Below are 25,518 nucleotides of genomic sequence, written 5' to 3'. Positions count from 1 at the left end.
CGGTCGCGCCCCCGGAGCCGCCCGCCCGCAGCCCCCGCCGGTACCCGCGAGCCCCGCGCAGCCGCCGGACTCCGACTCTCCGCGTCAGCCGTCCCAGCCGCCGGGGAGGTCGCGGACCACCCGCCAGCGCGGGTCGAGCTGCGTCGCCGCCCCGCCGTTCCACGCGCGGCTGTGGAACCACGGCGCGATCACGTCGGCGCCGCCGTGCACGTGGTCGCCGAGATGAGCGCCCCAGTACGAGAAGGTCGAGTTCGTCAGCACGAGGCGGCGGGACGCGGCCAGCAGGGCGAGCTGCTGCGGCACCGGCGTCCCCGCCCCCGGGAAGCGCACCTCGAGGCCCTCGAGGACGCGGGCCAGCTTCACCCGGCACCAGTCGAGGTCGTCCGACACGATCAGGACGCTGCGCACGGGCTCCCGCTCGCGGGCCAGGGCGAGCGCCGCGTCGACGTACTCGACCACGTCGAAGGAGTAGCGGCCGCGGAAGGCCGGGACGCTGTAGTAGTCGCCGCGCCGGATGTTCACGGTGAGGTCCGCCGCCGGTCGCGCCGCCGCCGCCAGAGCGGTGAACGGGCCGCCGGGCGGGAGCAGCATCGTCGCGACGAAGTCCGCCAGCTCGTCCGCCGTGAACTCCACGCCGAAATCCTGGTGGACGCTCCCGAGCTCGCGGGGGCTGAAGAACGACATCTCCGCCGGGGGCACCACGAGCTCCTCGAGGACCCGCGGGAAGACCTCCGCCCACTCCGCGGTCCGCCGCGTCGCGCGCACCGCGGTCGGCACCCCGCGGCCCCGACGGGCGTGGGCCTGCAGCCAGAAGTAGGCGAGGTTCCCGACCCCGAACGACTCGCCGGGCAGCAGCACCGTCGTGCCCCGTCGGCGGAGGGGCGCCAGCAGCGCCGAGCGGACGTCGCCGAGCGTCACCACCGCGGGCCTCCCCTGCTCACGAGAGCTCTCCGAGCGCCACGAGCTGGGCGAAGCCGGGGTGCGCGGCCCGCACCTCCTCGAAGGTGCCGGCCCCCTCGATCCGGCCGCCGTCGAGGAAGAGCAGCCGGTCGGCGCCGCGCACGGTCGAGAGCCGGTGGGCGACCACGAGGACGGTCATGCTGCCGTGCAGCTCGGCGACGGCCCGCGAGATCTCGTGCTCCGTGCGGTTGTCGAGCGCCGACGTCGCCTCGTCGAGGACGAGGACGGAGGGGCGCCGGTACAGCGCCCGGGCGAGGCCGAGCCGCTGGCGCTGGCCGCCGGAGAGGCGGACGCCGCGCTCGCCCACGCGGGTGTCCAGACCCTGCGGCAGCCCGCCGACGAACTCCTCGAGCTGCGCCGTCCGCAGCACCTCGCGCACGCGCTCGTGGTCGACCTCGGCCGCCGGCACCCCGAAGGCGACGTTCGCGGCGACGGTCGCGTCCAGGAGGAACACGTCCTGCGGCACCACGCCGAGCCCCGCGTACCAGGCCGCCGGGTCCTCGTCGATCGGCCGCCCGCCGCAGAGGATCCGGCCGCTCGTGGGCGGGAGCAGGCCGAGGACCAGGTCGAGGAGGGTGCTCTTGCCGGCGCCGCTGGATCCGACGAAGGCGGTCGTGGCGTTCCGCTGGATCACCAGGGAGACGTCCCGCACCACGTCCACGTCGGAGTCGGCGTAGCGGTACGTGACGTGCTCGAGCGCGATGTCGCCGGAGTAGCGGCCGCCCGGCCCGGGCGTCTCGTCGTGCGCCCCCTCGGAGGCGAGCTCCTCGACCGCCTCGGAGACGATCCGCAGCCCCGCCTGCCCGCTGCGCACGATCGCGAAGGTGGCCGAGACGCGGTTGAGGGTCGGCAGGGCGCGGAGGGAGGCGGCCGCGAAGACGCCCAGGACGGAGAGCGCCTCGGCGCCGGAGCCGGTGGCGACCAGGATCCCCGAGACGCCCACGACGGCGACGACGAAGCCGATCTCGAGCAGGTACTTCGGCAGCTCCGAGACGAGCGAGAGGGAGCGCAGAGCCTGGGCGCTGCGGCGCTTGGCCCCGCTGAAGCCGGCGACCAGGTTCGCCGCGCTCGAGGTGAGGCGCGCCTCGCGGAACCCGTCGAGCGAGGGGAGCAGGAACTGCCACGACTCCAGCGCCGCCTCCGCCATCTCCTCGCCGATCCGGCCCTGCCGCCGCCGCAGGAGGGCCTGGACTCCGCCGAGCAGCACCGCGAAGAAGACGGCCGCGAACAGGGTCGCGACCGGCGAGGCGACCAGCAGGATCGCCACGATCGCGACGAGCACCAGCAGATCGGAGGCGATGCCGATCACGCCGAGCAGCACGCCGGCCGCCTGCGCGCTGGCGTCGTTGATGGTCCGGTACACCTCGGCGAGGCGCCGGGAGCGGTGGACGGCGTAGGGCGCGAGGACGTACCGCCGCAGCAGCTCCGTCGCAGCGTCGGCCGAGATCCGCGTGGTGCGGCCGAGCAGCCACCACCGGAAGACGATCGTCCCGGCGCTCTTGAGCACGAAGACGACCGCGACGAAGCCGGCGATGATCGGGAGGAGGGTCTGGACGTCCGTCGAGCCGAGGACGCCGGAGAGGACGCCGAGCGCGCCCGTGGTGGTGTCGGTCCCGGTGAGCAGCGCCATGAGCGGCACCATCGCGGCGACGCCCAGGGTGTCGAGGACCGCGAGCGCGAGGGAGCCCGCGACGGCGGCGGTGATCCAGCCCGGAGAGGCGGCGCCGGCCAGCGAGAGGAGGGTGCGCAGTCCCGGTCGCAGGGACCCGCCGCTCACGCCGCCACTCCCTCGTACACGGCGGCGATCCCGCCGCACATGGCGGCGACGTCCCGCACGGCGCGAGGAGCCGCGGCCCTCGACGCCTGCCGCTCCAGCGCCGCGGCCACCGCCTCCGGGTCGTCGGCGTCGACCAGCGAGTCCCGCTCGACGATCTCGGGGTTCCCGCCCACCGCGGAGGCGACCACGCCGATCCCGCGGGCGGCCGCGTCGAGCAGCGTGTAGGAGCAGTTCTCCCAGACCGAGAGCTGGGCGACGACGTCCGCCGCGGCGAGCGCCGCCTCCGGATCGGCGAAGCCGGGGAACGACACGGCGTCGCCGAGGCCGAGCCGCTCGGCCCGGGCGCGCAGGGCGCCGTCGAGCGGACCCTCGCCGGCGACGGTCAGCGTGGCGCCGGGGACGCGCCGGTGCAGCACCGCGAAGGCCTCGAGCAGCGCGTCGAGGCGCTTCTCCGGCGCCAGGCGCGCGAGCGAGAGGACCCGGAGGGAGCCCGGCTCCCCCGGCTCGCGGTCGCGGGGCGCGGCGTCGACTCCGTTGAGCACGACCTGCACCGGCAGGCTCGGCCGCCACTTCTCGATCATGGTGCGGCGGGTGGCCTCCGAGACGGCGATCGCGCCGTCGAAGGACCGCAGCCGCGCGTGGTGCGCCGCCGCGGTCGTCCGCGCCCGCAGGGCGGTGCGGTGGTAGACGTCGGGCCCGGCGATGCCGTGCTCCGTCGTGACGCGGCGGACCCCGCGGGGCAGCGGGGTCGCCGCGGTCACGAGGTCGGCGTGGGCGAGGTGGGAGTGGACGATCGCCGGGCGGAGAGCCGCCGCGGTCGCGCGCAGGGTCGCCGCGGAGGCGGCGGCACCGGCGGACACTCCGAAGCGCCCGGTCGTCACGGCCGAGCCCTGCTCCCGCAGCCGCTCGGCGAGCGCTCCCACCGGGCAGAGCACGACGAGGCGGTGGCCGGGGATCCCGTGCCGGGCGGCGTCGAGGACGTGGCGGGCCACCCCGCCGAACTCGCCGACCGGCACCGCCCAGAGCGCGAGCGGGGTCACAGCCACTCCTCCAGCCGCTCGAGCGCGGTCCAGAAGCCCTCGCCGCTGTTGACGTGCCCCTGCCAGATCTCGGGGATGAACGGCACCCCGGGCGCCAGCTCGTCGAGCGACGCCGCGAAGTCCGGCCAGTCGATCTCGCCCTCGCCGATCTGCACCCCCTCGCCGTCGACACCCGTCGCGTCGACGAGGTGCAGGTGCGCGCTGAGCGGAGCGAGCAGCGCCACCGCCTCCGAGAAGGCGAGCCCGAGGTGGTTCGCCGCGAGCTTGGTGTGCGAGGCGTCGAGGCAGAGCGGCGTGCCGGTCGCGGCCGCGAACTCCGCGGTGTCGCGCGGGTCCACGAAGAGGTTGTGGAACTGCTGCCCGCCCATGAGCCACGGGTAGGGCGGGAGGGTCTGCGCCAGCACGCGGACGCCGCTCGCGTCGATCCGCTCGAGGGCGTCGGCGACGCGCTCGTAGAGGGGAGCGCGCTGATCCGGAGCCACGTGCGCGTGCCGGGTGAAGCCGCCCATCGTGACGACCATCATCGGGTCCTCCTCCTGGCGGAACCAGCGCGCGAGGCTCCGGGTGGTCTCGACGGTGCGCTGCACCTCCGCGATCGAGCGCTCCCACACGTCGTCGTCGAAGGAGGCGAGGTCGACGAGGAAGTCGCCCGCGAACAGGTCCGGCAGGTGGGTGGTGAAGCCGGAGTCGAGGCGGCGGGTGAACACGTCGTCCGGCTCGATCTCCAGGTCGCGGTACGAGAAGTGGAACTCGAGGAAGTCGGCGTTCGACTCCGCGGCGAGCGCCGCGTGGTCGTGGTACCGCACCGGCAGGCCCCAGGGGCGGCGGAACCGGAACGGCCGGCCGGACGGCGTGCTCTCGCGCAGGTCGCCGGCGAAGAAGAACCCCCCCTCCTCGACGTCGCGGTGGAGGGCGCGGCCGAGCAGCTGCGGCAGCTCGTTGGGCTGGAGGCCCCGGCCGGGGCTGCGGACGACGACGTCGGCGGCGCGCACCACGTCCCCGATCGAGAGGTCGCGGGAGGCGACCAGCGACTTCGCGAGCGAGACGCGGTTCATCGACTCCCCCGTCGAGACCGATCGGGCGTCGCGCGTGCCGAGCGAGTCCTCGATGTCGCGGACCTCGCCGACCATGCGGCGGAACTCGTCCGGGAGCAGGGACACCGTGTGGTCGTTGCCCTCCATCCCCCGGTCGACCGTGAAGTGCTTCTCGACGATGCGGGCCCCGCGGGCGACCGCGGCGACGGGGACGTGCCAGCCCCGCTCGTGGCCGGAGTAGCCGACGACGCCGCCGCCGATCTCGGCGAGCCGGTCGAGGTAGGCGAGGTTGAGGTCGCGGTAGGGCGCCGGGTACGTCGACTGGGTGTGCAGCAGGGCGAAGGAGGTGCCGAGCGAGCGCAGCAGCGCGACCGACTCGAGGATCTCGGACTCGCGGGACATCCCGGTGCTGAGCAGCAGGGGCAGCCCCCGGGTGCCGGCGTCCTCGATCAGGCCGTGGTTGGTGAGGTCCGCCGAGGCGATCTTGAGGCCCGGGATCCCGTAGTCGACGAGGGCCTGCACGCTCGGGGCGTCCCACGGGGTGCAGAGGACGTCGATCCCGGCCTCGGCCGCGTGGTCGAAGACCCGGAGGAGCGGCTCGGCGGGCAGCGAGAAGCGGCGCAGGAGGTCGATCGTGTACTGGGCGCCGAGGTCCTCCCCCGCGGTGGCCCCGCCGGCGCGCCGGTAGAGGGAGTCGAGGTCGCGCAGCTGGAACTTCACCGCGTCGGCGCCCGCCTCGACCGCGAGGTCGACCAGCCGCCGCGCCAGATCGACCGAGCCGTTGTGGTTGTTGCCGATCTCCGCGATCAGGAAGGCCGGGTGGCCGTCGCCCACCTCGTGGCGGCCGATCCGCAGCGCCCGGTCGCCCTCGACCGCGATCGCGACGAGGTGCCCGCGATCGTCGACGAGCGGGAGGTGGCTGATCCCGTCGCGGCCGAGCCGGGCGGCGATCGCGGTGGCCGGCTCGTCCGCTCCCGCCGTGCGGACGGCGGTGTTCGCGACGGCGAGGGCCGGGACGTCGAGGGAGGCCGTCGGGTTCGCGATGATCCAGCGGCGGAAGTCGCCGTCGGACACCGACCCGCGGAGGATCCCGTGCCCGTCGACGCAGAAGACGATCCGCTGCTTGTTCGCGTTGATCTTGGCCAGCGCGGTGAGCACCGGGTCCTCGGCGAAGACGATGAACGGGGCGAGGTGCCGGTCGATGATCATGCGCCGCCTCCCGCCGACAGGCCGAGGAGGGTCTGCTCGACCACCGCGAGGTCCGCCTCGGTGTCGATGTCCCCGCCCTCCGCCTCGTCCATGACGAACAGGCCGACCCGGCCGCCGATCCGGTTGCGCTCGCGCTCGTAGACCTCGGTGCGGGTGAGGTAGAGGGACCCGGTCTCGCGGTAGAAGAAGTCGGCCTCGGCGAGGTCCTGGCGCCGCGGCCGGGCCGTGACGTCGTACTGCGGCACGGAGGCGCCCTCCTGCAGCCGCCAGAGGAACGGCGTCTGCGGGACGACGCCCACCAGCGAGTCGACCCCCGTCGAGGCGAACTGCTCGAGCGCGCGGGCGAGGGTGCCCGGGAGCCGGATCGGCGAGGTCGCCTGGAGGAGCATCACCGCGTCCGGGCGGCGCCCCAGCGCGGCCCGGTGCTCGATCGCGTGGAGCACGACGGGCTCGGTCGCCGTCTCGTCGCGCGCCAGCTCGGCGGGCCGGAGGAACGGCACGTCCGCTCCCGCCCCCTCCGCGATCGCGGCCAGCTCGGGGTCGTCGGTCGACACGAGCACGTCGAGACCGGCGGCGAGCGCCTGCTCGATGCTCCAGACCACCAGCGGGCGGCCCGCGACGGGGCGGGCGTTCTTGCGCGGGACGCCCTTCGAGCCCCCGCGCACGGGGATGACGCAGAGAACGGTCACGGGGTGCCTCCTTCGGCGATGGCGAGTGCCCGGCGGGCGACGGCGACGGCCGGCTCGACGGACGGGACGGGCGGAGCCGCGGTCGGCGTCTCCCCGCCCCAGCGCGCGAGCCGGTACCGGCTCCAGAACTCGAGCACCCAGGCGGGCGGGTCCTCGCAGACGACCCACGCGGGGATCCCGGCGGCCGCGGCCTCGAGGACCCCGGTCGAGAAGATCGAGGCGACCGGCCGGGCCTGCGCGGCGAGGTCGCCGCCGCGGAGCACCCGGATGCCGCGGCGCTCCCACCGCGCGTGCTGCCAGCGCGAGCGGCGGTCGACCTCGGCGGGGTGGGGGCGGTAGTCGGCGCCCGCCTCGCGGCAGAAGCGGGAGGCGGTGGCCGCGGCCGTCCGCCGGGGCAGCTCCGCGCCGTGCAGCTGGCCGAGGAACAGGGGCCGCTCCTCGAGCCGCTCGGGGCGCGGGCGGCGCGACGCGGTCCAGAGCAGCTGGCTGCCGACGACCTCGGTCTCCACGTCGCTGCGGCCGGAGGTCCAGAAGGCCGCGTCCTCCTCCGAGAACGCCAGCAGCGTCGCTCCGGGCGGGAGCGGCGGGGCGGAGGGGGTGAGCAGGCCGTGCTGCACGACCAGGAAGCGGGCGCCGAGGATTCCGGACCAGCGGTGGGCGGCCGCTCCCGCCGCGAGGAAGTGGCCGGTGGCGATCACGGCGCGGAGGCCCCGCAGCTCGGCGGGCGGGTCCGCCTCCGGGTCGACCGGGTGCGCCCTCCAGCGGCCCGGCAGCAGCCCGGACAGCGCGTCGCCGGCTCCGGAGGGAGCGAGGACCGCCGCGGGAGCCCCGCCGAGAGGAGCGAGCGAGGCCGCGGTCGAGGCGAGGGCGCTCGCCGTCGACGCCTCCACCGCGAGCAGGACCGCGGGCCGGTCGCCGCGCACGTGCAGCACCAGGCGGGTCGGCTCGGAGCCCCGCAGCGCCGCCCGGGCGGTGCGCAGCGGGTCGCGGCCGCGCTGCCAGCGGCGCCAGGCCTCCAGGTCGGTCGGGTGCGTCAGCGCCACAGGGCCCTCACCTCCCGCATCCGGTGCACGAAGGTGTGCTCGGCGCCGGTGCGGCGCGCGCCCGCCTCGCGGATGCGCCGCGCCCACGAGGGGTCCGCGCCCGCCCGCCGCACGTGCTCGACGAGCTGGTCGCGCTCCTCGAAGACGAGCACCTCGCTGCCCACCTCGTAGAACTCCGCCACCTCGGGCCGGTCGATCAGGGTCAGCGCCCCGACGCCCGGCGCCTCGAAGGCGCGCATCGAGAGTCCGCCGTGGCCCGCGCCGTGCAGAGCCAGGGTCGCGGTCGAGCCGGCCATCACTCCGTAGTAGCCCGCCCGCGGGACGTCGCGGCGGGCGGGGACGCCGGCCGAGCGCCAGCGGCCGGTGCGCGCCACGTCCCAGGGGTGCCGCGACCACTGCCGCCCGTACGCCTCGACCGCGACACCGCCGGCCGCGAGCTCCCGCAGCACGCGCTCGCGCTCGGGGTAGCGGGCGCCGACGAAGGTCACCGCGGCGGAGGGGCGGGGGCGGAAGGAGAGGAGGGAGTCGAAGGCGTCGGGCAGGTGCCCGGCCGGAACCCCCGCGCGGGCGAGCTCGGCGACGTCGGCGGCGGAGTAGCTGACGATCGACACCGCCTCCCCGGCGAGGGAGCGCAGGCGGTCCACGGGGTGCCCCATGTTGCGGAGCTCGTCGTAGAGCCAGAGCACCACGGGGACGCCGGCGCGGCCGACCTCCTCCCACCAGGCGTCGCCGAGGGAGTCGCCCTTCACCACGAGGACGGCCCGGGGCCGGACGGCGCGCAGCGCCGCGATCGCACGGTCGGTCTCGGCGCGCATCGACGAGCGCCGGAGCCGGCCCCCGGGGAGCCGGTGGCCGAGGGCGTCGCGCACGTGGGCCAGCCCGGTCGCGGCGTCGTAGCGGTGGACGACCACGTCGTCGCCCAGGTGGGCCAGCGCCGACTCGAGCGCCTCCCAGTAGCCGTGGAAGACCGGGCTCACCACGAGCACGGGCCCGCTCACCGGGACGCCGCCTCGGCGGCGGCGACGAGCCGGAGCTCGCGCCGGAGGACGGCCAGCGGGCGCACGTCGCTGCCGGCGGCGGCGCGCACCGCGTTGGCGGCGAGGTTCACGGCGGAGGCGGCGCGCAGGGCCGCGGCGAGGGCGGCGGGGCGTCCGCCCCACTTGCGGGCGTAGCGCAGGCGCGAGGCGACCAGCCAGACCAGCCGGCGCGCGGGGTCGGAGGAGCCGCCTCCCGTGTGCTCGGCGACGACGGAGCCGGCGAAGACCGAGGGCACGCCGCGCTCGCGCAGCCGGCGCTGGAGGTCGACCTCCTCGCAGTTCATGTGGAAGGACTCGTCGAACCCGCCGACCGCGCGGAACTCGGCCACCGGCAGCAGCATCACGGCGCCCACCACCCAGTCCACCGGCACCGTCGCGCCCGGGGCGCACCGGGTGTCGTGGCCGACGGCGGCGTGCAGCCGCGGGCGCCAGCGCGCGAGCGGAGTGAGCCACTCCACGACGTAGTGGCGCAGCCGCGGGAAGCGCCGGCCGACCCACTGCCGCTCCCCGCCCGCGTCGACGAGGTCCGGAGCGACGACCGCGGGCAGCCACGGCCGTCCCGCCTCGAGCAGGTCGCGGAGGAAGGAGGGTCCGACGACGAGGTCGCTGTTGAGCACCAGGAGCAGCGGGTGGCGCGCCCGGGCGGCGCCCGTGTTCACCGCGGCGCCGAAGCCGCCGTTCCGCTCGCGCCGCACGACCTCCACTCCGTCGATCCCGGCCGGGAACGGGACCGGGGAGGCGTCGTCGACGACGACGATCTCGAGGGCGGGGGGCGACTCCTGGCTGCGGAGCCGCTCGACGAGGGCGAGCGCGGGCGCGGGGTCGCCGTAGTGCGGGATCACGACGCTCACCCCCTCGGCGGTCACCTCGCGACCGTCTCGGCGGCGCGGTCCCGGCGGAGCGAGCGGCGGGTGCTCCGGACGGTGGCGGCCGGGGGCTCCGCGCCGACGGGCAGAGCACCGAGAGCGGGGAGGATCACCCGGAGCAGGGCGTCGATGTCCTCGACGGCCGCCGCGGCGACGTCCGGTCCGCGCCCGAACGGGTCGGCGAAGTCGTCCTCGGCGCCGTAAGGGGCGGTGTCGTCGGCGAGCAGCCGCAGGAGCGGGACGCCGGGGGCGGCTCCCGCCAACCGAGCCGCCCGGCGGACCGTGGTCGTGCGGCGCGCGGCGGCCGGGAAGTGGCGGGTGACCCACTCGCGCTGGCCCGCCTCGAACACGAGCACGGGGTCGGTGCCGGCGAGCATCCGGCCGTCGGCCTGGCGCGCGCGGTGCCCGGCCGTGGAGAGTCCGCGGGCCCGCAGCGCATCGCTGAGCTCGGGGTCGAGCCCGCGGCCGGCCTCCGCGTGCGTTCCCGCGCTCTCGACCCGCCAGTCGGAGCCCGCGCCGAGCAGGCGCGCCGCGATCAGCTCGGCCGAGGGCGACCGGGCCACGTTCGCATGGCAGAGCAGGAGCAGGCGCCCGCTCATCGAGCCGCCCGGCGGGACGTCTGCGGAGGCAGGGCCCGCGACTCCACCGGGGCGAGCTCGGACCGGCGCGGTGCCGCCGCCGCGCGCTTGCGCCCCGTCGCCGGCTGCGGCTCCGCGTAGTACGCGTTCTTGCGGTCGTAGTAGTAGTACCCGGTGTCGCCGTCGCGGGCGGTGACCATGTTGAGCACGGTGCCGAGCACGCGGGCGCGGACCTGCTGGACGATCCGCCGGGCGGCGACGACCTCGGGCCGGCGCGTCTGGTTCGAGGCGACGACGAAGACGACGCCGTCGACGACGGTCGCGACGATGGACGCGTCCGTGACGGGCAGCACGGGCGGGGCGTCGATGACGACGAAGTAGTCCTTGGAGAGGCGCGCGACCAGGGCGCGCATCGCCTCGGAGCCGAGCATCTCGGACGGGTTCGGCGGGATGTGCCCGGCCGGGAGGGCGTAGAGGCCCGCGGTGCCGGTGGGGCGGATCGCGTCGTCCACGGGGATCTGGTGGCTGAGGACCTCACTGAGGCCGATGGCGCCGTCGATGTCCAGCATCCGCGCCACGGAGGGCCGGCGGAGGTCCGCGTCGACCAGGAGGGTGCGCTGCCCGGACTCCGCGGTGACGCGGGCCAGTCCGGCGGCGATCGTGGACTTCCCCTCGGCCTGGTTGGCGCTGGTGATCACGACGCTGCGCGTCTCCTCGTCGACGCTGGAGAAGCGCAGGCCCGTCCGGAGCGAGCGGAACGCCTCCGCGGTGAGCGCGTCGGTGCCGCGGCGGCCGCCGGTCCGGCCCGGGCGTCCCGCCTTGGGGATGCGCCCGAGGACGCCGACGCCGAAGAGCTCGGTGAGGTCGTCGACGGTCCGCACGCGGATGTCGAGGGCCCGGCGGAGGAAGGCGAGACCGAAGCCGAGAACGAGCCCGCCCAGGGCGCCGAGCAGGATGTTCCGCACCCAGTCGGGGCTCGTCGGAGCGGCGGGCGGCTCCGCGTTCTCGAGCGGGACGACGGTGATCTGCGGTGTGCGGTCGGCGGTGGACTGCGTCTCGATGTCGGTGATGACGGCCGCCAGCGCCGCGAGCGCCCCGTTGGCCAGTGCTGCGGCGTTCTGCGCGGTCCCGGCCGCGGCGGTGACCTCGATCAGGGTGCTGCCCGGAGCGACCCTCGCGGTGAGGCGGCCGCTCAGGGCCTCCCCGCCGGGGTTCGCCTCCGGGTCGGCCTCGATCCGCTCGGAGACGGCGCTGCTCGAGATCAGCGGCAGGTAGGCGTTGGCCCGGGTCACCGCGGTCTGCGACCCGCTGATCGCATCGGCCGAGCTGCCGTCGCTCGCGGCGATCACGAATCCGGCCGAGCTCGACTCGTAGACCTTCGGAGTGAGGAACGAGAAGGCGGCCATCGCCAGGGCTCCGACGAGCACGGCGACCACGAGGGTCCGCCAGTTCCGCCGGATGAATGCGATGAGATCGACGACAGTCACTGCGCACCTTTCTGCGTGCCGCGCATGCGCCGCACGACGATGCTGAGGTGTCGGTCACGCTAGCAATGCGGAGCGCCTTTCCCTAGGCGGTGCCCGACCCCTCGGGAGGCCCTTTCTGCGAGGATGACGACATGTCCGCGCCAGGGGGAGAGATCGTCGTCGAGAGGCGTTCCCCGCTCGTTCACGCGGCCTTTCCGATAGCACATTCCGCTCGGATACTCGATGCCGTCCTGATGGGCCTCCTGGTCTACCGGCTCCCCACCCCCTTCCTCCCGGGGAGCGTCCCGCTGGCCCAGACGGCGCTGGCCGCCCTGGTCCTCGTCAGCCTCTTCCGGCGGCCCACCCGCCGTCTCGGACGGGCCGCGTGGTACCCGTGGCTGTGCCTCGCCCTGCTCGCCTTCGTCCTCGCGGGCTCGTCCTTCGACGGCCTCGACGCCCTGCGCCGGGCGGCGAACATCGCGCTCGTCATGCTCGCCGCGGGCTTCCTCGCGAGCGGGCGGATCGACGTGGTCTCGGGGCTCAAAGGACTCGCCGCGGCGCTGTCGGCGAACGCTGTGCTGTTCGTCGCGGGACTCGCCCCGGACAGCTACCAGGGCGCCCTGACCGGCTTCCTCCAGGACAAGAACGTGGCCGGTCTCGTCTACGGAGCGGCGGCGCTGCTGGTCTCGGCGCTCAGCTCGCGGCTGTGGCTGCGGATCGGCGTGCTCGCGCTCGGGGCCGCCGCGGTCGTCGCCACCGACTCCCGCACGTCCATGGCGGCCTACGCCTGCGCGCTCGTGTGGCTCGTCGCGGCGCCGTACCTGCGCCTGCTCTTCCGCGCGCTCCTCGGCGGCGGCCTCGTCCTGCTGTTCCTCTGGGCCGAGCGGAACCTGGCGACGGCCGGCGACTACGGGGTGGAGCGGGCCGGCTCCGACGCCCTGCGCGCCCGCATCCTCGACGCCTCGGTCGACAAGGTGGCGCTCTCGCCGTGGACCGGCTCCGGACTCGGCGAGGCGACCGCGCGGGTCGACGGGATCGACTGGTTCTTCCACAACTCCTACCTGGCGCTGATGGCCGAGGGCGGCGTCGTGCTGCTCGTCGGCGTCGTCGGCACCGTGCTCGTGGCCGGCTTCGCGACGACGGCCGCCGGGGCCGGGAGCCGCCCGGGGCACGCGGTCGGCGCGGCGAGCATCCTGGTGCTGCTGTGCGCGACGCAGCTGGGCGAGGTGTTCTTCGCCCCGATCTCGTTCGTCGTGATCGGCGCGGGTCTCGCTCTGCTCGCGGAGCAGTCCGCCCGCGCTCGCGCTCTGCCGCCGGAGTAGCGCCTCCCGCGTCCGCCCGATCCGGCGCGGATCCACGGGTCCGGGGCGCGGAGGTCCCGGTCGGCGGGCCCTTCCCGGCGCGACGGAGGTCGCCTGGTGGGGCCCCGGCCGACCGCCGCTCAGACGCGGCCGCGCTCGCGGACCGCGTCGCGGAGGACCGCGCGGACGCCCGCCCACATGTGCCGCGCGTTCAGCTCGGCCAGCACCCGCTCCCGGCCCGCGCGGGCGACCTCGGCCCGCTTCCCGTCGTCGCTCAGCACCGCCTCCAGCACCGCCGCGATCCCCGCTGGATCGTGCAGGGGCAGCGAGAAGGACGTCTCGCCGTCGCGGACGTAGCCGGTCATCGCGGCGCTCGCGGTGACCGCCGTGCAGGTCCCGCAGCCGGAGGCCTCCAGGAGGACGCTCTGTCCCGTCGGGTAGGCGAGGTCGTGGCTGGTGACGACGACGAGCTCGGCGTCGCGCAGGTTGTCGCGGTGCCGACCGACCGGGACGGGATCGTGCAGGACGACGTTGGCCGGCAGCGCCCGGGACGGCCGCCGTGCAGGAGTGGTCACGATGTCGAACCGCCGGTGCGGCAGGCGCTCGGCGGCGGCGACCAGCGAGTCGAAGTCGCGCCCGCGGTCGACCCCGACGGCGAGCACCTCGAACCGCTTCGGACGCGGAGGAACGGGCCGGTAGTAGTCGGAGTCGACCCCGAAGAGGACCGGTGCGATCCGCCGCTCGTCGACGCCGTGGCGGGCGAAGACCTCGCGCTGGTTCTCGCTGAGCACGACGAGCCGGTCCACGCCCTGGAGCAGCCGGACCACCTGTCGGCGCCGCTGCGGCGAGCCGGTGAGCAGCTCCTCCGCCCACCAGCAGGAGAGGACCACGAGCGGCGTGCGGCCGTACGGCCCGAGCCGCGCGCGCCGGAGCAGCGCGGGGAGGCCCGCCTCCGGCTCGAGCACGCAGAGCACCGCGTCGGCCGAGCGGACCGCCCGGAGTGCGCGCAGCTGCGTGTCCACGTTCAGCCCTGTGCGGTGCTCCACGACGTCGCGCAGCTTCACGTGCGCGGGCCGAGACGCGTGACCGGGGACGAGGAGCCGCGTCGAGTCGTCCCGGAGGAGGTCGGCCCGGTACGGCAGCCTCCCGCGGGCGAAGGGCTCGCCCGGAGCCAGGTCCAGTGTCGAGTGCTTGAGGAACAGTCCGAGCACTCTGAGGACTTCCGGTTCGCGGGTCATCGTCGTCCTTTCCCGAGGGAGGAGGAGATGCTCCCCGCGGCATTCCCCGGAAAGCGGATCGGTCTCCTGGCGGGAGGATCAGGAATCATCGGAGAGGGCCATCCGCGCCAGAAGTCCGTCGATAGCCGACTTCCCGGAGGACGGGGAGTAGGAATCGTTCCAGCGGGCACGATCCCTCTCCCGCGACTCCGATAGTCCTCTCTTCTTCCGGGCTCTGATCAGCTCGGCCAGAGCCCGCGGATCCCCGGCTCTGAACGTGGCGTCGATCGACGGGCCGACGACCTCGGGGAGCGCACCGGCATCGCTCACCACCACGGGGACGCCGGCCGACATCGCCTCCGTCACGACCAGGCCGAACGACTCCGGCTGCACCGACGGCACCACCAGGAGGTCGATCCGCGCGAAGAGGTCGCCGGGCTCGATCCACCCCGGCCGGTCCACCAGAGCGGCGACCGGAGCGAGGGCCGCCTCCACCTCGCGACGCTCCCGCTCCGCCACGAAACGGGGCTCGCCCGCCAGCACCAGGCGATACGCGCCCGGTTCCCCGGCCTCCAGCAGCGCCAGCGCCTCGGTGAGGACCCGCACCCCCTTCGCGAGCGAGGGACGCCCGAGGAAGCCGAGGACGGTCGTCCCGTCCTTCCGCGGCCGCGCCTCCGGCAGCTCGACGCGGCGGCTCCAGTTCGGCAGCACGGTCGACCCGGGGACGACCCCCGCGAGGTAGCGAGAGGGGACGAGGGTCGCCAGCGCGCCGCGGCGGGCCACGGGCGCGAGCAGCCGCTGCAGGCCGGACGGGCGCTGGTGCAGATGCACGATCCGCCGCGGACGCCCTGCGGTCGCGACGGCCGGCACCAGCCCGTTGCACCACAGCACGCCCTCGCGGGAGGAGGCGTCCCAGCGCCGCAGCGCGCGCATCCAGGCGGGTCTGCCCACGGCCTCGAGCTCGACGACCCGGTGGCCGGCGGCGAGGGCGGCGGCGACGAGCGCACGCGGCTCCGAGGGGCCGACGACCACGACAGGGACCTCGAGCGCCTCGAGCGCCTCCGCGATGCTCAGCAGCATCACCTCGCCGCCGCCGATGTCGCCGTTGTTGGTCGCGAGCGCCACCGGAGGCCGCCCGGCGCCGCCCGCTCCCCCGTGGATCATCCGCCGCCCCGCCCGCCTCCGTGCGGCGCCCCCGCGGCCCGCGGGCCCATCCTCACCGAGACGAGCGCCCGGCTCCACCGCCCCGGACGGGCTCCGCGGGCCGCGGGAGCGCTGGAATACTGACCGGATGGAGCTCGTGGGCGTTCTCTGGGCCGACGAGGCCGTGCCGCTCGTGTCGGCGTTCGTCCACCGGCGGGCCGACTCGGCGGGCCTGCGCGCACTCGTGCTCAAGGGCCCGACCGCCGCCGCCGACCGGCTCCGGCCGCCCCGCGCCTCCGGCGACGTCGACCTGCTGGTCGCCCCCGACGACCTGCCCCTGATCCTGGCCCTCCTGGCCGCCGACGGCTGGACCGAGCGGCCCTGGCCGGACGGCCCGACGCTCGCGGCCAAGCACTCGCGCTCCTACCGGCACGCCGCCTGGCCGGTCGACATCGACGTGCACTGGCGCTGGCCGGGCTTCCTCGTGCCGCCGCGCGACGCCTTCGAGGCGCTGTGGAGCCGGCACCGGATCGTGGAGCTGGCCGGCCGTCCGGTCGCGACCGCGAGCGTCGCCGACTCGGCGCTCGTGCTGGCGCTGCACGCGCTCCGCGACGCCTGGCAGATCACCGACCCGCGCCTCACACGGCCCTCCGACTACGACCTGCTCGTCGAGGCGGTGGCCGCCCGCGCGCAGCTGCACGCTCCACTCCGGGCGGCGGCGGAGGAGCTCGGCGCCGTCCAGACCGCGCAGCCCTTCCTCGACGCGCTCGGCATCCGCGCGCGCGCCGGGGAGGTGCCCGCGGCCGAGCTGCGGGCGTGGCGGATCAACGCGAGCTCGCCCCACGCCTCCGCGGGGTGGGTGCAGGCCGTGCGCGCGGCCGGCTGGCGGCAGCGGCCGCTGCTCCTCGCCCGCGCCGTCTTCCCCGCTCCCCACGCACTGCGTGCCGCCGACCCCGCCATCGGCCCGCGCCGGATCGACGTGGCGGCCGGCTGGTGGCGGCGGCTGCGCCGCGGCGCCCGCACGGCTCCGCTCGCGTGGGACCACCTCCGACGGACGGACAGGACCTGACATGACCCGCCGGCTGATCCGCGCCCCCTTCGGGCTCGGCGTGCGCTTCACCTTCGACGACACCGTCCCCGACCGCTTCGTGACGGAGGTGGAGGAGTCGTGGAACGACGTGGACGACGACGCCGATCGCCCGGGCTCCGAGTACCGGGTGTCGCTGACCGAGCCGGTCGGGGAGCCGGGAGTGATCGCGCAGCCGACCGAGGACGCCCTCGCCGAGCACATCGGCGCCGCGCTCACCCTCGCGGCGGCCGACGCCTGCGAGGGCCGGCTGCTCAGCGTGCACGCCGCCGCGGTCGCCCTGCCCGACGGCCGCGTCGTCGCGTTCGCCGGCCGGCCCGGTGCCGGGAAGTCGACGCTCGTGAGCCTCGCCGCGCGCCGGTACGGGTACGTGACCGACGAGACGCTCGCCGTCCGCCGCGACGGGCGGGTGCTGCCGTTCCGGAAGCCCGTCGCCCTCCTCGACGGCGGCGACTGGAAGCGGCACCGCTCCCCCGCCGCGATGGGCCTGCAGCCGCTGCCGGACGCTCCGCTGCGCCTGGCCGCCCTGCTCCTGATCGCCCGCGACCCGTCCGGCCCGGCGGAGCCCCGGCTCGAGCCGATCGCCTTCGACGAGGCGCTCTCGGTGCTGCTGCCCGAGCTGAGCCACTTCGCACGACTGCCCGCGGCGCTGCACCACCTCGCCGGGCTGCTCGACTCCGTCGGCGGGGCGCAGGTGCTCCGCTACCGCGAGGCGGAGACCGTGCTGCCGCTCCTGGAGCGGATCGGGGAGCCGTCGCCGGTCGTCGCCGACGCGCCGGAGGCCGATGCGGCGGCGCCCGGCCCGGGCCTGCTCGCGCGAGCCGCCGGCGTCGAGTGGGTCGAGCGCGACGGAGTGGTCAGCTGCCTCCTCGACGAGCGGGTCGAGACGCTGAACGGGATCGGCCCGGTGCTGTGGCGCGCTCTCGGGACGCCCGCGACGGTCGACGCGCTGACCGGGGCCGTCGTCGCCGAGCACGGCGCCCCGCCCGCGGGCGACCCCCGGGCGCACGTCGAGGCCGTGCTCGACGCGATGGTCGAGCACGGCCTCGTGGTCCGCGGCGCCTGACGGCGCCGAGCGGGGCTAGCCCGTGCGGACGTTCGGCCCGACGGAGCCGCGGGCGATGAACAGGTCGAGCAGGTTCACGAGCCCCACCGCGCGGATGTAGAGCGCCGCGACGTCGTAGCGGCCGACGGGGAGCGCCTCGAGGGCGGCCGGCCCGGTCGGGTTGGTCGAGCGGTTCTGCGCGTTGACGTCGATCTGGATGACGTCCCGCAGGGCGGCGAAGACCGGGGTGATCGCGGTGGTGACAACGGCTCCGACAAGAGCAGGCAGGGCCGCGAGCAGCGGGTTCAGCACGTTCAGGACCAGGGTCAAGACGCTGGCGAGCACGCCAGCGCCGTTCAGCGGGATCCCGAGGATCCTGATGTTCTCGCGCAGCCGCTGTGTGAGCACGGTGACCAGCGACGTCGTGAAGGCGGTCAGGGCCGCCGCCGGAACGCCGAGTCCGCTGTCCACGAGGAGCGTCGAGTTCGGCGGGAGGTTGTTGAGGAAGGCGGAGTAGGAGCCGAACTGCGTGTTCCCGGGCTGCCCGGGAGCCGGCCCGAGGAGGGAGGCGAGATCGATGGTCAGTGTCGCCGGAGTCGTCCCGAGGCTCGCCTGGATCGGCTGACCTCCACCCGGCAGGTTCCCCGCGAGGATGGCGGCGGTGTCGACGGTGACAAGACCGATATTGCCGATCGTCGTCAGGGCGGTCGTCACTTGAGTGACGAGAGCTGTCAGCGCCGTCGACGTGAGCACCAGGTTCAGCCTGGTGATCTGGTAGTCGCGCTGCAGGTTGTCCGACCCGGGCACGCAGGCCGACTGAAGAGCTGCGCGTCCGGTGACGGCGCCGATCTGCAGAGTGAGCCCGGCAACGTTGGTCAGGAGGTCAGACAGACCAGGCCCGCCGACGGCGGCGAGGATCGCCTGCAGGTTGACGGTGCCGAAGTCGGGGTAGCTCCCCGACGTCGGGGTCAGCGCCAGCTGGCCGGCATTGGTGATCGCACCGGAGGCTCCGCGGACGGTGCCGGTGGTGCTCGCCTCCGCGTACTGGTTGACGGTGCCGACGCCGGCGGGAGCCGCCAGCGTGAGGAGGGAGGAGAGCGTGCCGGTCAGCCCGGTCGCGTTCACGGCGATGCCGTTCAGTACCGTGGCGTTGACGCCGCCCGTCACGACGACCGGGTCGGGCGGATTCGGTCCCGACGCCGGCGCAGTCGCCGTCACGCCCGAGACACCGGCGACATTGTCGAGGTTCACGCCGCCGAGGAAGCCGCTGAGGAGGCGTCCGCGGGCGACCGCCTGGAAGACCGTGCCCACCGGGAAGCAGCTGATCGAGACGGCGGAGGCGGACTGCGCCAGCATCACCGCGGGCACCGACCAGACCGCTCCGGCCACGACCGTCCGCCGTGCGAAGACGCCCGCGGAATTCGCGCTCTTCTTCTCGCTCTTATCGCTGATATCGCTGGATGCGAGCGGATTAGACTCCGACATTGGCGGCCCTCCGGTGCTGTCGCTCGACGTACACCCCTTGGCGCGTCGGCGGCAAACATAGCGAGAGAGGCGTCGCGATAAGAGGCGCTGGCGGATTTCTACTCGCAGTGGCGGCGATCAGCGGAGAGGACGCGGAGAAGATGGCAGAGGACCCCCGGCTCCTTCTCTGGCGGCGCCGCCCGGACACGGCCTCCGTCGATCTGAACGGGCGCGTCCTGGTGCTCCCGCTGGACGTCTCCCCGATGGGCAGCCCCTACGCGCTGCGCGAGAGCGTGGCCGCGACCTGGCGGGCGCTCGACGACGAGCCGCAGGACTTCTCCGGCCTGGCCGACCGGCTCGCCCGCCTTCACTCCACCGATCCCGGCGCCATCGCCGACGACCTGGCGCGCGTGCTGAGCGGGCTGGAGGAGCTGCTCCTGGTCGAGAGCAGCCCGCGCGGCGAGGAGTCCCCATGAGCGTCGCGAGCGTCGTCGTCCCCAGCTACGCGGGGGCGGCCCGCCTGCCCCGCCTCCTCGCCGCCCTCGCGGCTCAGACCCACCGCGACCTCGACGTGGTCGTGGTCCTCGACGGCGTCGTCGATGCCAGCGAGCGCGCCCTCGACGCCTCCCCCGTGCCCGTGCGCCGCGTCGTGCTCCCCGAGAACCGGGGGCGCTCCGCCGCGCTCACGGCCGGCTTCGACGCCGCGCGGGGCGACGTGCTGATCCGCTGCGACGACGACCTCGAGCCCGGCCCGGGCTGGGCCGCCGCGCACGTCGGGGCCCACCGGGACGCGGTCGTCGGCGTCGTCGGCCTCTGCCCCGACGTCGACCCGGGCACCGCCTACTCGCGCGCCTACGGCCGGCCCGCCGGCGAGCGTTTCCGCCGCGGCGCCTACGCGGCGGGTTCCGACGCCTCCTGGCGCTACTGGGGCGGCAACGTCTCGGTGACGCGGGCGACGTACGACCGGGTCGGCGGCTACAGCACCGACTACCGCGAGTACGGCTGGGAGGACGTCGACTGGGGCTATCGGCTGCACCGCCTGGGAGTGCCGGTGCGGATCGAGCCCGGCGCCGAGGCCCTGCACCACGGCGCCTCCGTCTCGGCGGCGGTCCGCAGCCGGCGCGCGTTCCTCTCGGGGGCAGCCCGCCGCACCTTCGAGCGGCTGCACCCCGAGCAGGTGCGGGAGGCGGTGCCCGCAGCCGGCGCGTGGGACGCGGCCGTGCGACTCCTGGCCCGCGGCGGGAGCGAGCGGCGGACGGCACTGGTCGCGGGATTCGCGGACGCCGCGCTCGGAGTGGTGCCCCGCCCGGTCGGCGAGAAGCTGGTCGCGCTCGCCGTCGAGTCCGCGGCGATCGCGGGCTACGACCGCGGCAGAGGGCGTCCCGCGCACGGGTGACGGCGGCGCGGATCGACGGATCCGCGGGCCCGGCAGCGGCGCCGACGCCGTGCGGGAGCCGATCTAGGCTCCCCCGCATGCGAGTCCTTCTGGTGGGCGGAGCGGGCTACATCGGGAGCCACACCGCCGTCGCGCTCCTCGAGAGCGGCCACGAGGTGCTGGTCGTGGACGACCTCTCGCACGCGAGCGAGCGGACCTTCGACGCGGTGGAGGAGCTGACCGGCTCAGTGGTCCCCCGCCTGATCGCCGACGCGCGCGACACGGCCGCGCTGACCCGCTTCCTCGCCGCCCACGGACCGGTCGACGCCCTGGTCCTGCTCGCCGGGCTCAAGTCGGTCGGCGACTCGGTGCGGCGGCCCCTCGAGTACTGGACGGTCAACGTCGGGCTCGCCACCGCGGCGTTCTCGGTCGCAGCGGAGGCGGGGATCCGCACCGTCGTGTTCTCGAGCTCGGCGGCCGTCTACAGCCCGGGCGGCGCGATGCCGGTCGGGGAGGACTCCCCCGCCGGGCTGAGCGCGGCGAGCCCCTACGGCGCGACCAAGCGCGTCATCGAGGAGATCCTCGGCGACGCCGCGCGCGCAGATCCCCTCCTGCGCGGGGTCAGCCTCCGCTACTTCAATCCCATCGGCGCGCACCCGTCGGGGCGGATCGGCGAGGATCCGGCCACGGCGCCAGGGAGCCTCCTGCCCGTGCTGACGCGGGCCGCGGGCGACCCCTCCCGGTGCGTCGACGTCCTCGGCGACGACTACCCGACCCCCGACGGCACGGGGCTGCGCGACTACATCCACGTCTGCGATCTCGCGGCCGGGCACGTCGCGGCGCTCGAGCGTGCGCGGCCCGGGCACCGCGTCTACAACCTCGGCACGGGCTCGCCGACGAGCGTCCTCGAGCTGATCGACGAGGTCGAGCGGGCGAGCGGGGAGACGGTCCGGTGGCGGGTCGTGGAGCGTCGGCCGGGCGACCTCGCCGCGAGCTGGGCCGACCCGGCACGCGCCGAGCGGGAGCTGGGCTGGCGGGCGGTGCGCACCGTGCGCGAGGGCGTCCGCGACCAGTGGCGGTGGCAGACCCTGCAGCGCATCGGCGTCTCCTGATCCTCCCGGCACGGCGTCACTGAAAGAGTGACTTCTTCTTCTCCGCGACTCTCCTCCATCGTTGTGATCTCCGAGGGAATAGCACCTCCGCGACGAACTCCAGACGATCCTCGCCATTCCACTCGCGGCTTATCCGGATCATCGGACTCTTCTTTCCCCGTCGTTCTGCGACGACTCGTACTCGCCTTTCGATTCCTTCTCCACGAGCCGCTTAGCTTCTACTGCACTGCTGATCGGTCACCGACGACGGATAAGCATTCGGAGCCGCTCCCGTCTCCGGATGGCCGCCCGATCCTCACCGCACGCCCGGGGGAAGGGGCCCATCATCACTGCCGTCATCGACGCGACCACCCGTTCCCGATCCGTCCCCCCGGTCGGTCCCGGCCTGATCGTGCACGAGTGGGTCGAGCGCCGCGGAGGCGCCGAGCGCGTGCTCGAGGCGATGACCGAGGCCTTCGCCGACGCCGACGTCCGCGTCCTCTGGAGCGACTGCGCCGAGGTCGTCGGCAGGCCCGTCTCGGAGTCCTGGCTGGCGCGCACGCCGCTGCGCCGCCACAAGGTCCTCGCTCTGCCGGCGATGCTGCCCACGTGGAGGCTCCCGGTCGGCGCCTCCCGCGAGTGGGTGCTGGTCAGCTCGCACCTCTTCGCCCACCACGTCCGCACCAGCGGACCGACCCGCAAGCTCGTCTACGCGCACACCCCGGCCCGCTACATCTGGGAGCCCGACCGCGACGGCCGCGGCAGCAGCCTCGCCGCCCGCACCGCGAGCCTGCTCCTCAAGCCGATCGACCGCCTCCGCGCCGCCGAGGCCTCCTCCATCGCGGTGAACAGCCTCTTCACCGGGCAGCGGGTGCGCGACGCGTGGCACCAGCCGTCGAGGGTCATCTACCCGCCGGTGAACACCGAGCTGCTCTCGACGATCACCGACTGGCGCTCCCCGCTCGACGACGACGAGCTGCGCCTCCTCGACTCGCTCGCCCGGCCGTTCATCCTGGGCGCCTCGCGGTTCGTCCCCTACAAGCGCCTCGAGAAGGTCATGGACGCCGGAGCCCGCACCGGGCTCCCGGTCGTCATCGCCGGGCACGGCCCCTGGGAGGCGCGGCTCCGCGCCTACGCCGAGGAGATCCGGGCCGACGTGACCTTCGTCATCTCGCCCTCCGACCAGCTGATCCGCGCGCTCTACGCGCAGGCGCTCGTGTACGTCTTCCCCGCCGTCGAGGACTTCGGGATCATGCCCGTCGAGGCGATGGCCTGCGGGACGCCGGTCATCGGGACCGACATCGGCGGAGTGCGCGAGAGCGTGTCCCTCGCCGGCGGGGGCGTCATCGCCGACCTCGAGGGCGATCCCGACTGGAGCGACCTGCTGCGGCGTGCGCTCGCGCTCGACGTCGACGCCTTCCGGGCTCGCACCCGGGTCTTCTCGCGCCGGCGCTTCATCGCCGAGATCCAGGACTGGGTCGCCGAGCAGACCGCCTGACGACGGCGCTCCCCGCCGCGGGAGGCCGTCCGTGCGCGCGTCACCGTGCGTGCGGACGACCCTCCCGCGGAGGGATCAGAACAGGCCGCGCGGGGGCTCGATCGAGGCGAGGACGCCGGGAGCGGCGATCACGCTGAGGCGGCCGACCTCCTCCGGGGTCAGCTCGGGCAGGCGCTGCGCGAGGTCGAGGAAGCGCTCGATCTCGGACTCCTCGAGCACGTCGGCGGCGAGCGTGCGGAACTTCGACACGTACTGCTCGCGGCTGAACGGATGCGCGCCCAGCGGATGCGCGTCCGCCACCGCGATCTCGTCGACGATCGTCGTGCCGTCCGTCATCAGGATCTCGACGCGCGCGCCGAACGCCTTCTCGCCCGGATCGGTGGAGTGGTAGCGGCGCGTCCACTCCGCGTCCTCCTGCGTCGTGACCCGGTGCCAGAGCGCGATGGTGTCGGCGCGGGCGGCCCGCTCGGGGGCGTAGCTGTGCACGTGGTGCCAGGCGCCGTCCTGCAGCGCCACCGTGAAGATGTACGGCACGGAGTGGTCCAGCGTCTCGCGGGACGCGGCCGGGTCGTACTTCTGCGGGTCGTTCGCGCCCGAGCCGATCACGAAGTGCGTGTGGTGCGAGGTGTGCAGGACGATCCGCTCGACGCGCTCGGGGTCGGCGGCCTCGGGGTGCGTCCGGTGCAGGCGGCGGGCGAGGTCGATCAGCGCCTGCGCCTGGTACTCGGCCGAGTGCTCCTTCGTGTACGTGTCGAGGATCGCGCGCTTGGCCTCGCCGCGGTCGGGCAGCGGGACGTCGTAGCTCGCGTCGGCGCCGTCGAGCATCCAGGCGATGACGCCGTCCTCGCCCTCGTAGATCGGCGACGGGCTGGTCTCGCCGCGCATCGCCCGGTCGACCGCCTCGATCGCCATCTTCCCCGCGAAGGCCGGCGCGTACGCCTTCCAGCTCGAGATCTCGCCCTTGCGCGACTGCCGCGTGGCGGTCGTCGTGTGCAGGGCCTGCGCGACGGCCTGCTCGATGGTCGCGACGTCGAGGCCGAGCAGCGTGCCGATCCCGGCGGCGGCCGAGGGGCCGAGGTGCGCCACGTGGTCGACCTTGTGCCGGTGCAGGCTGATCGCGCGCACCAGGTCCACCTGGACCTCGTAGCCGGTGACGATGCCGCGGACGAGCTGCGCCCCGCCGATGCCCGCGTGCTGGGCGACGGCGATCAGCGGAGGGATGTTGTCGCCCGGGTGCGAGTACTCGGCCGCCAGGAACGTGTCGTGGTAGTCGAGCTCGCGCACGGCGACTCCGTTGGCCCAGGCCGCCCACTCGGGCGACACCCGGCGGGCCGGGTCGACGCCGAGGACGACCGAGCCCTTGCCGCCGATGGAGGCGGGGTGCGCGAGAGCCTGCGCGCGGGCGGCGACGACCGGGCGGCGCAGGAGCGACGCGGTGGCGACGGCGGCGTTGTCGATGACCCGGTTGACCACCATCTCGGCGACCTCGTCGTCGATCTCGACCGGATCGGCGGCGACCTCGGCGAGCGCGTGGGCGAGCTGCCCGTGTCGCGGGAGCTCCTCGTCGCTGCGGTGGACGCGGACGTGGTGTTCGTGCACGGGCGGCTCCTTCGTCTCTCCCCCAGGCTATCGCCCGCCTCCGGCCCCGGCCGCGCGGGCAGAATGGGCGGATGTCCTCCCCCACGCGCGTCGCGGCGCTCGACTGCGGCACCAACTCCCTCCGCCTGCTGATCGCCGACGTGGAGGGCGGCCGCCTCCGGGACGTCCAGCGCCGCACCGAGCTCGTGCGGCTGGGCCGCGGGGTCGACCGCACCGGCCGCTTCGACCCGGCCGCCCTCGAGCGGACCCTCGCCGTCACCCGCGAGTACGCGGCCGCCGCGCAGGAGGCCGGCGCCGAGCGCCTCCGCTTCGTCGCCACCTCGGCCACCCGCGACGCCGCCGACCGCGAGGACTTCCTCGCCGCCGTCGAGCGGATCCTCGGCGTCACCCCGGAGACGATCTCCGGCGAGGAGGAGGCGCGGCTCTCCTTCCGCGGCGCGGTCTCGGCCGTCGACTCCGCCCGGCCCGTGCTGGTCGTCGACCTCGGCGGCGGCTCGACCGAGCTCGTGCTCGGCGGAGCGGAGCCGGAGCAGGCGCACTCGATGGACGTCGGCAGCGTCCGCCTGACCGAGCGCCACCGCCGGGCCGCCGAACCGACGGAGGGCGAGCGCGCGGCGATGCGGGCGGACGTGGGCGCCGCGCTGGCCGCCTCCTCCGTCGACCTCTCGCAGGCCCGGAGCGTCGTCGGCGTCGCCGCGACCGTGCTCACGATCACCGCGCACGTCCTCCGCACCACCGACCGCGCCGCGCTCGAGACGTCCCTCCCCCTCTCCGACGTCCTCGCCGCCTGCGACGAGCTCGCCGCACTGTCTCCGGAGGGGACGGCGGCCCTCCCCTGGGTCCGCCCGGGGCGCGAGGACGTGCTGGCGGCCGGCGCGCTGGTCTGGGGCGAGGTCCTCCGCGCGGTCCACGAGGCGTCGCCGGGCGTCGACCGGGTCCGCTCGACCGCGCACGACATCCTCGACGGCATCGCGCTCGGCCTCGCCTGACGCCCGCGCG

General features: G+C 75.2%; 22 protein-coding genes. 8 read left to right on the top strand and 14 right to left on the bottom strand.

Annotated elements, in window-relative coordinates; translation table 11 throughout:
* Positions 1 to 84 precede the first annotated feature (84 nt).
* Genes C5C54_RS03480 through C5C54_RS03435 form a run of 10 tightly spaced genes read right to left on the bottom strand, consistent with a single transcriptional unit; the run spans position 85 to position 11,720 of the window.
* On the bottom strand, positions 85 to 921 hold the full coding sequence (locus C5C54_RS03480) for an alpha-1,2-fucosyltransferase (protein ID WP_104287814.1): 837 nt from the start codon (positions 919 to 921) through the stop codon (positions 85 to 87).
* Between the two features lie 16 nt (positions 922 to 937).
* Complete coding sequence (locus C5C54_RS03475; RefSeq protein ID WP_104287813.1) at positions 938 to 2,737, bottom strand: ABC transporter ATP-binding protein; 1,800 nt, start codon at positions 2,735 to 2,737, stop codon at positions 938 to 940.
* Complete coding sequence (locus C5C54_RS03470) at positions 2,734 to 3,777, bottom strand: glycosyltransferase family 4 protein (protein ID WP_104287812.1); 1,044 nt, start codon at positions 3,775 to 3,777, stop codon at positions 2,734 to 2,736. The genes C5C54_RS03475 and C5C54_RS03470 overlap by 4 nt, the downstream gene beginning before the upstream one ends.
* On the bottom strand, positions 3,774 to 6,020 hold the full coding sequence (locus C5C54_RS03465; RefSeq protein ID WP_104287811.1) for an N-acetylneuraminate synthase family protein: 2,247 nt from the start codon (positions 6,018 to 6,020) through the stop codon (positions 3,774 to 3,776). The genes C5C54_RS03470 and C5C54_RS03465 overlap by 4 nt, the downstream gene beginning before the upstream one ends.
* Entirely contained in the window at positions 6,017 to 6,709 is a 693-nt protein-coding gene (locus tag C5C54_RS03460) for a cytidylyltransferase domain-containing protein (protein ID WP_104273571.1), read from the bottom strand. The genes C5C54_RS03465 and C5C54_RS03460 overlap by 4 nt, the downstream gene beginning before the upstream one ends.
* On the bottom strand, positions 6,706 to 7,752 hold the full coding sequence (locus C5C54_RS03455; protein WP_104273572.1) for a hypothetical protein: 1,047 nt from the start codon (positions 7,750 to 7,752) through the stop codon (positions 6,706 to 6,708). Before C5C54_RS03455 ends, C5C54_RS03460 begins: the two co-directional genes overlap by 4 nt.
* Positions 7,743 to 8,750, bottom strand: a complete 1,008-nt coding sequence (locus C5C54_RS03450) for a glycosyltransferase (RefSeq protein ID WP_104258156.1) — start codon at positions 8,748 to 8,750, stop codon at positions 7,743 to 7,745. The genes C5C54_RS03455 and C5C54_RS03450 overlap by 10 nt, the downstream gene beginning before the upstream one ends.
* The gene (locus tag C5C54_RS03445; RefSeq protein ID WP_104287810.1) at positions 8,747 to 9,655 is read right to left on the bottom strand and encodes a glycosyltransferase family 2 protein; all 909 of its coding nucleotides are present in this window, start codon (positions 9,653 to 9,655) and stop codon (positions 8,747 to 8,749) included. The genes C5C54_RS03450 and C5C54_RS03445 overlap by 4 nt, the downstream gene beginning before the upstream one ends.
* Positions 9,652 to 10,254: a hypothetical protein gene (locus C5C54_RS03440; protein WP_104227202.1), complete on the bottom strand. Its 603-nt coding sequence runs from the start codon at positions 10,252 to 10,254 to the stop codon at positions 9,652 to 9,654. The genes C5C54_RS03445 and C5C54_RS03440 overlap by 4 nt, the downstream gene beginning before the upstream one ends.
* Positions 10,251 to 11,720: a polysaccharide biosynthesis tyrosine autokinase gene (locus C5C54_RS03435; protein WP_104224518.1), complete on the bottom strand. Its 1,470-nt coding sequence runs from the start codon at positions 11,718 to 11,720 to the stop codon at positions 10,251 to 10,253. Before C5C54_RS03435 ends, C5C54_RS03440 begins: the two co-directional genes overlap by 4 nt.
* Before the next feature lie 233 nt (positions 11,721 to 11,953).
* Between C5C54_RS03435 and C5C54_RS03430 the strand changes: the two genes are divergently transcribed.
* Positions 11,954 to 13,021, top strand: a complete 1,068-nt coding sequence (locus C5C54_RS03430) for an O-antigen ligase family protein (protein ID WP_104287809.1) — start codon at positions 11,954 to 11,956, stop codon at positions 13,019 to 13,021.
* A 119-nt stretch (positions 13,022 to 13,140) separates the two neighbouring features.
* Here the strand turns inward: C5C54_RS03430 and C5C54_RS03425 are convergent, their stop codons facing one another.
* The gene (locus tag C5C54_RS03425; RefSeq protein ID WP_104287808.1) at positions 13,141 to 14,238 is read right to left on the bottom strand and encodes a glycosyltransferase family 4 protein; all 1,098 of its coding nucleotides are present in this window, start codon (positions 14,236 to 14,238) and stop codon (positions 13,141 to 13,143) included.
* Between the two features lie 78 nt (positions 14,239 to 14,316).
* Positions 14,317 to 15,381 (bottom strand): glycosyltransferase family 4 protein, encoded by a 1,065-nt coding sequence (locus tag C5C54_RS03420; protein ID WP_104287876.1) that lies wholly within the window; start codon positions 15,379 to 15,381, stop codon positions 14,317 to 14,319.
* Between the two features lie 127 nt (positions 15,382 to 15,508).
* Here C5C54_RS03420 and C5C54_RS03415 point away from each other — a divergent pair, with 127 nt between their 5' ends.
* Both C5C54_RS03415 and C5C54_RS03410 read left to right on the top strand, forming a co-directional pair.
* Positions 15,509 to 16,429 carry a nucleotidyltransferase family protein gene (locus tag C5C54_RS03415; RefSeq protein ID WP_181127844.1) on the top strand — a complete coding sequence of 307 codons (921 nt, stop codon included), beginning with the start codon at positions 15,509 to 15,511 and terminating at the stop codon, positions 16,427 to 16,429.
* Between the two features lies 1 nt (position 16,430).
* Positions 16,431 to 17,513 carry a PqqD family protein gene (locus tag C5C54_RS03410; RefSeq protein WP_104287806.1) on the top strand — a complete coding sequence of 361 codons (1,083 nt, stop codon included), beginning with the start codon at positions 16,431 to 16,433 and terminating at the stop codon, positions 17,511 to 17,513.
* A 15-nt stretch (positions 17,514 to 17,528) separates the two neighbouring features.
* Here the strand turns inward: C5C54_RS03410 and C5C54_RS03405 are convergent, their stop codons facing one another.
* Positions 17,529 to 18,977 (bottom strand): choice-of-anchor G family protein, encoded by a 1,449-nt coding sequence (locus tag C5C54_RS03405; protein ID WP_146078778.1) that lies wholly within the window; start codon positions 18,975 to 18,977, stop codon positions 17,529 to 17,531.
* Positions 18,978 to 19,117: 140 nt separating this feature from the next.
* Between C5C54_RS03405 and C5C54_RS03395 the strand changes: the two genes are divergently transcribed.
* From C5C54_RS03395 to C5C54_RS03380, 4 genes are all read left to right on the top strand, one after another.
* Entirely contained in the window at positions 19,118 to 19,432 is a 315-nt protein-coding gene (locus C5C54_RS03395; protein WP_146078777.1) for a hypothetical protein, read from the top strand.
* Positions 19,429 to 20,352: a glycosyltransferase family 2 protein gene (locus tag C5C54_RS03390; protein WP_104287802.1), complete on the top strand. Its 924-nt coding sequence runs from the start codon at positions 19,429 to 19,431 to the stop codon at positions 20,350 to 20,352. Before C5C54_RS03395 ends, C5C54_RS03390 begins: the two co-directional genes overlap by 4 nt.
* A 77-nt stretch (positions 20,353 to 20,429) precedes the next feature.
* The gene (galE, locus tag C5C54_RS03385) at positions 20,430 to 21,443 is read left to right on the top strand and encodes a UDP-glucose 4-epimerase GalE (protein ID WP_104269538.1); all 1,014 of its coding nucleotides are present in this window, start codon (positions 20,430 to 20,432) and stop codon (positions 21,441 to 21,443) included.
* Between the two features lie 280 nt (positions 21,444 to 21,723).
* A complete protein-coding gene (locus tag C5C54_RS03380) occupies positions 21,724 to 22,920 on the top strand; it encodes a glycosyltransferase (RefSeq protein ID WP_104224527.1) in 1,197 nt (398 codons plus the stop codon).
* A gap of 75 nt (positions 22,921 to 22,995) precedes the next feature.
* On the opposite strand, the gene C5C54_RS03375 is transcribed toward C5C54_RS03380, so the two are convergent.
* Positions 22,996 to 24,519, bottom strand: coding sequence for an MmgE/PrpD family protein (locus tag C5C54_RS03375; protein ID WP_104287801.1), 1,524 nt, complete (start codon positions 24,517 to 24,519; stop codon positions 22,996 to 22,998).
* Between the two features lie 71 nt (positions 24,520 to 24,590).
* Here C5C54_RS03375 and C5C54_RS03370 point away from each other — a divergent pair, with 71 nt between their 5' ends.
* Positions 24,591 to 25,508 (top strand): exopolyphosphatase, encoded by a 918-nt coding sequence (locus tag C5C54_RS03370; protein WP_104248006.1) that lies wholly within the window; start codon positions 24,591 to 24,593, stop codon positions 25,506 to 25,508.
* Positions 25,509 to 25,518 lie beyond the last annotated feature (10 nt).

It is taken from the genome of Rathayibacter sp. AY1F2 (genome assembly GCF_002930885.1).
Classification (GTDB): domain Bacteria; phylum Actinomycetota; class Actinomycetes; order Actinomycetales; family Microbacteriaceae; genus Rathayibacter.
This window is presented reverse-complemented; position numbering and strand designations above follow the sequence as displayed.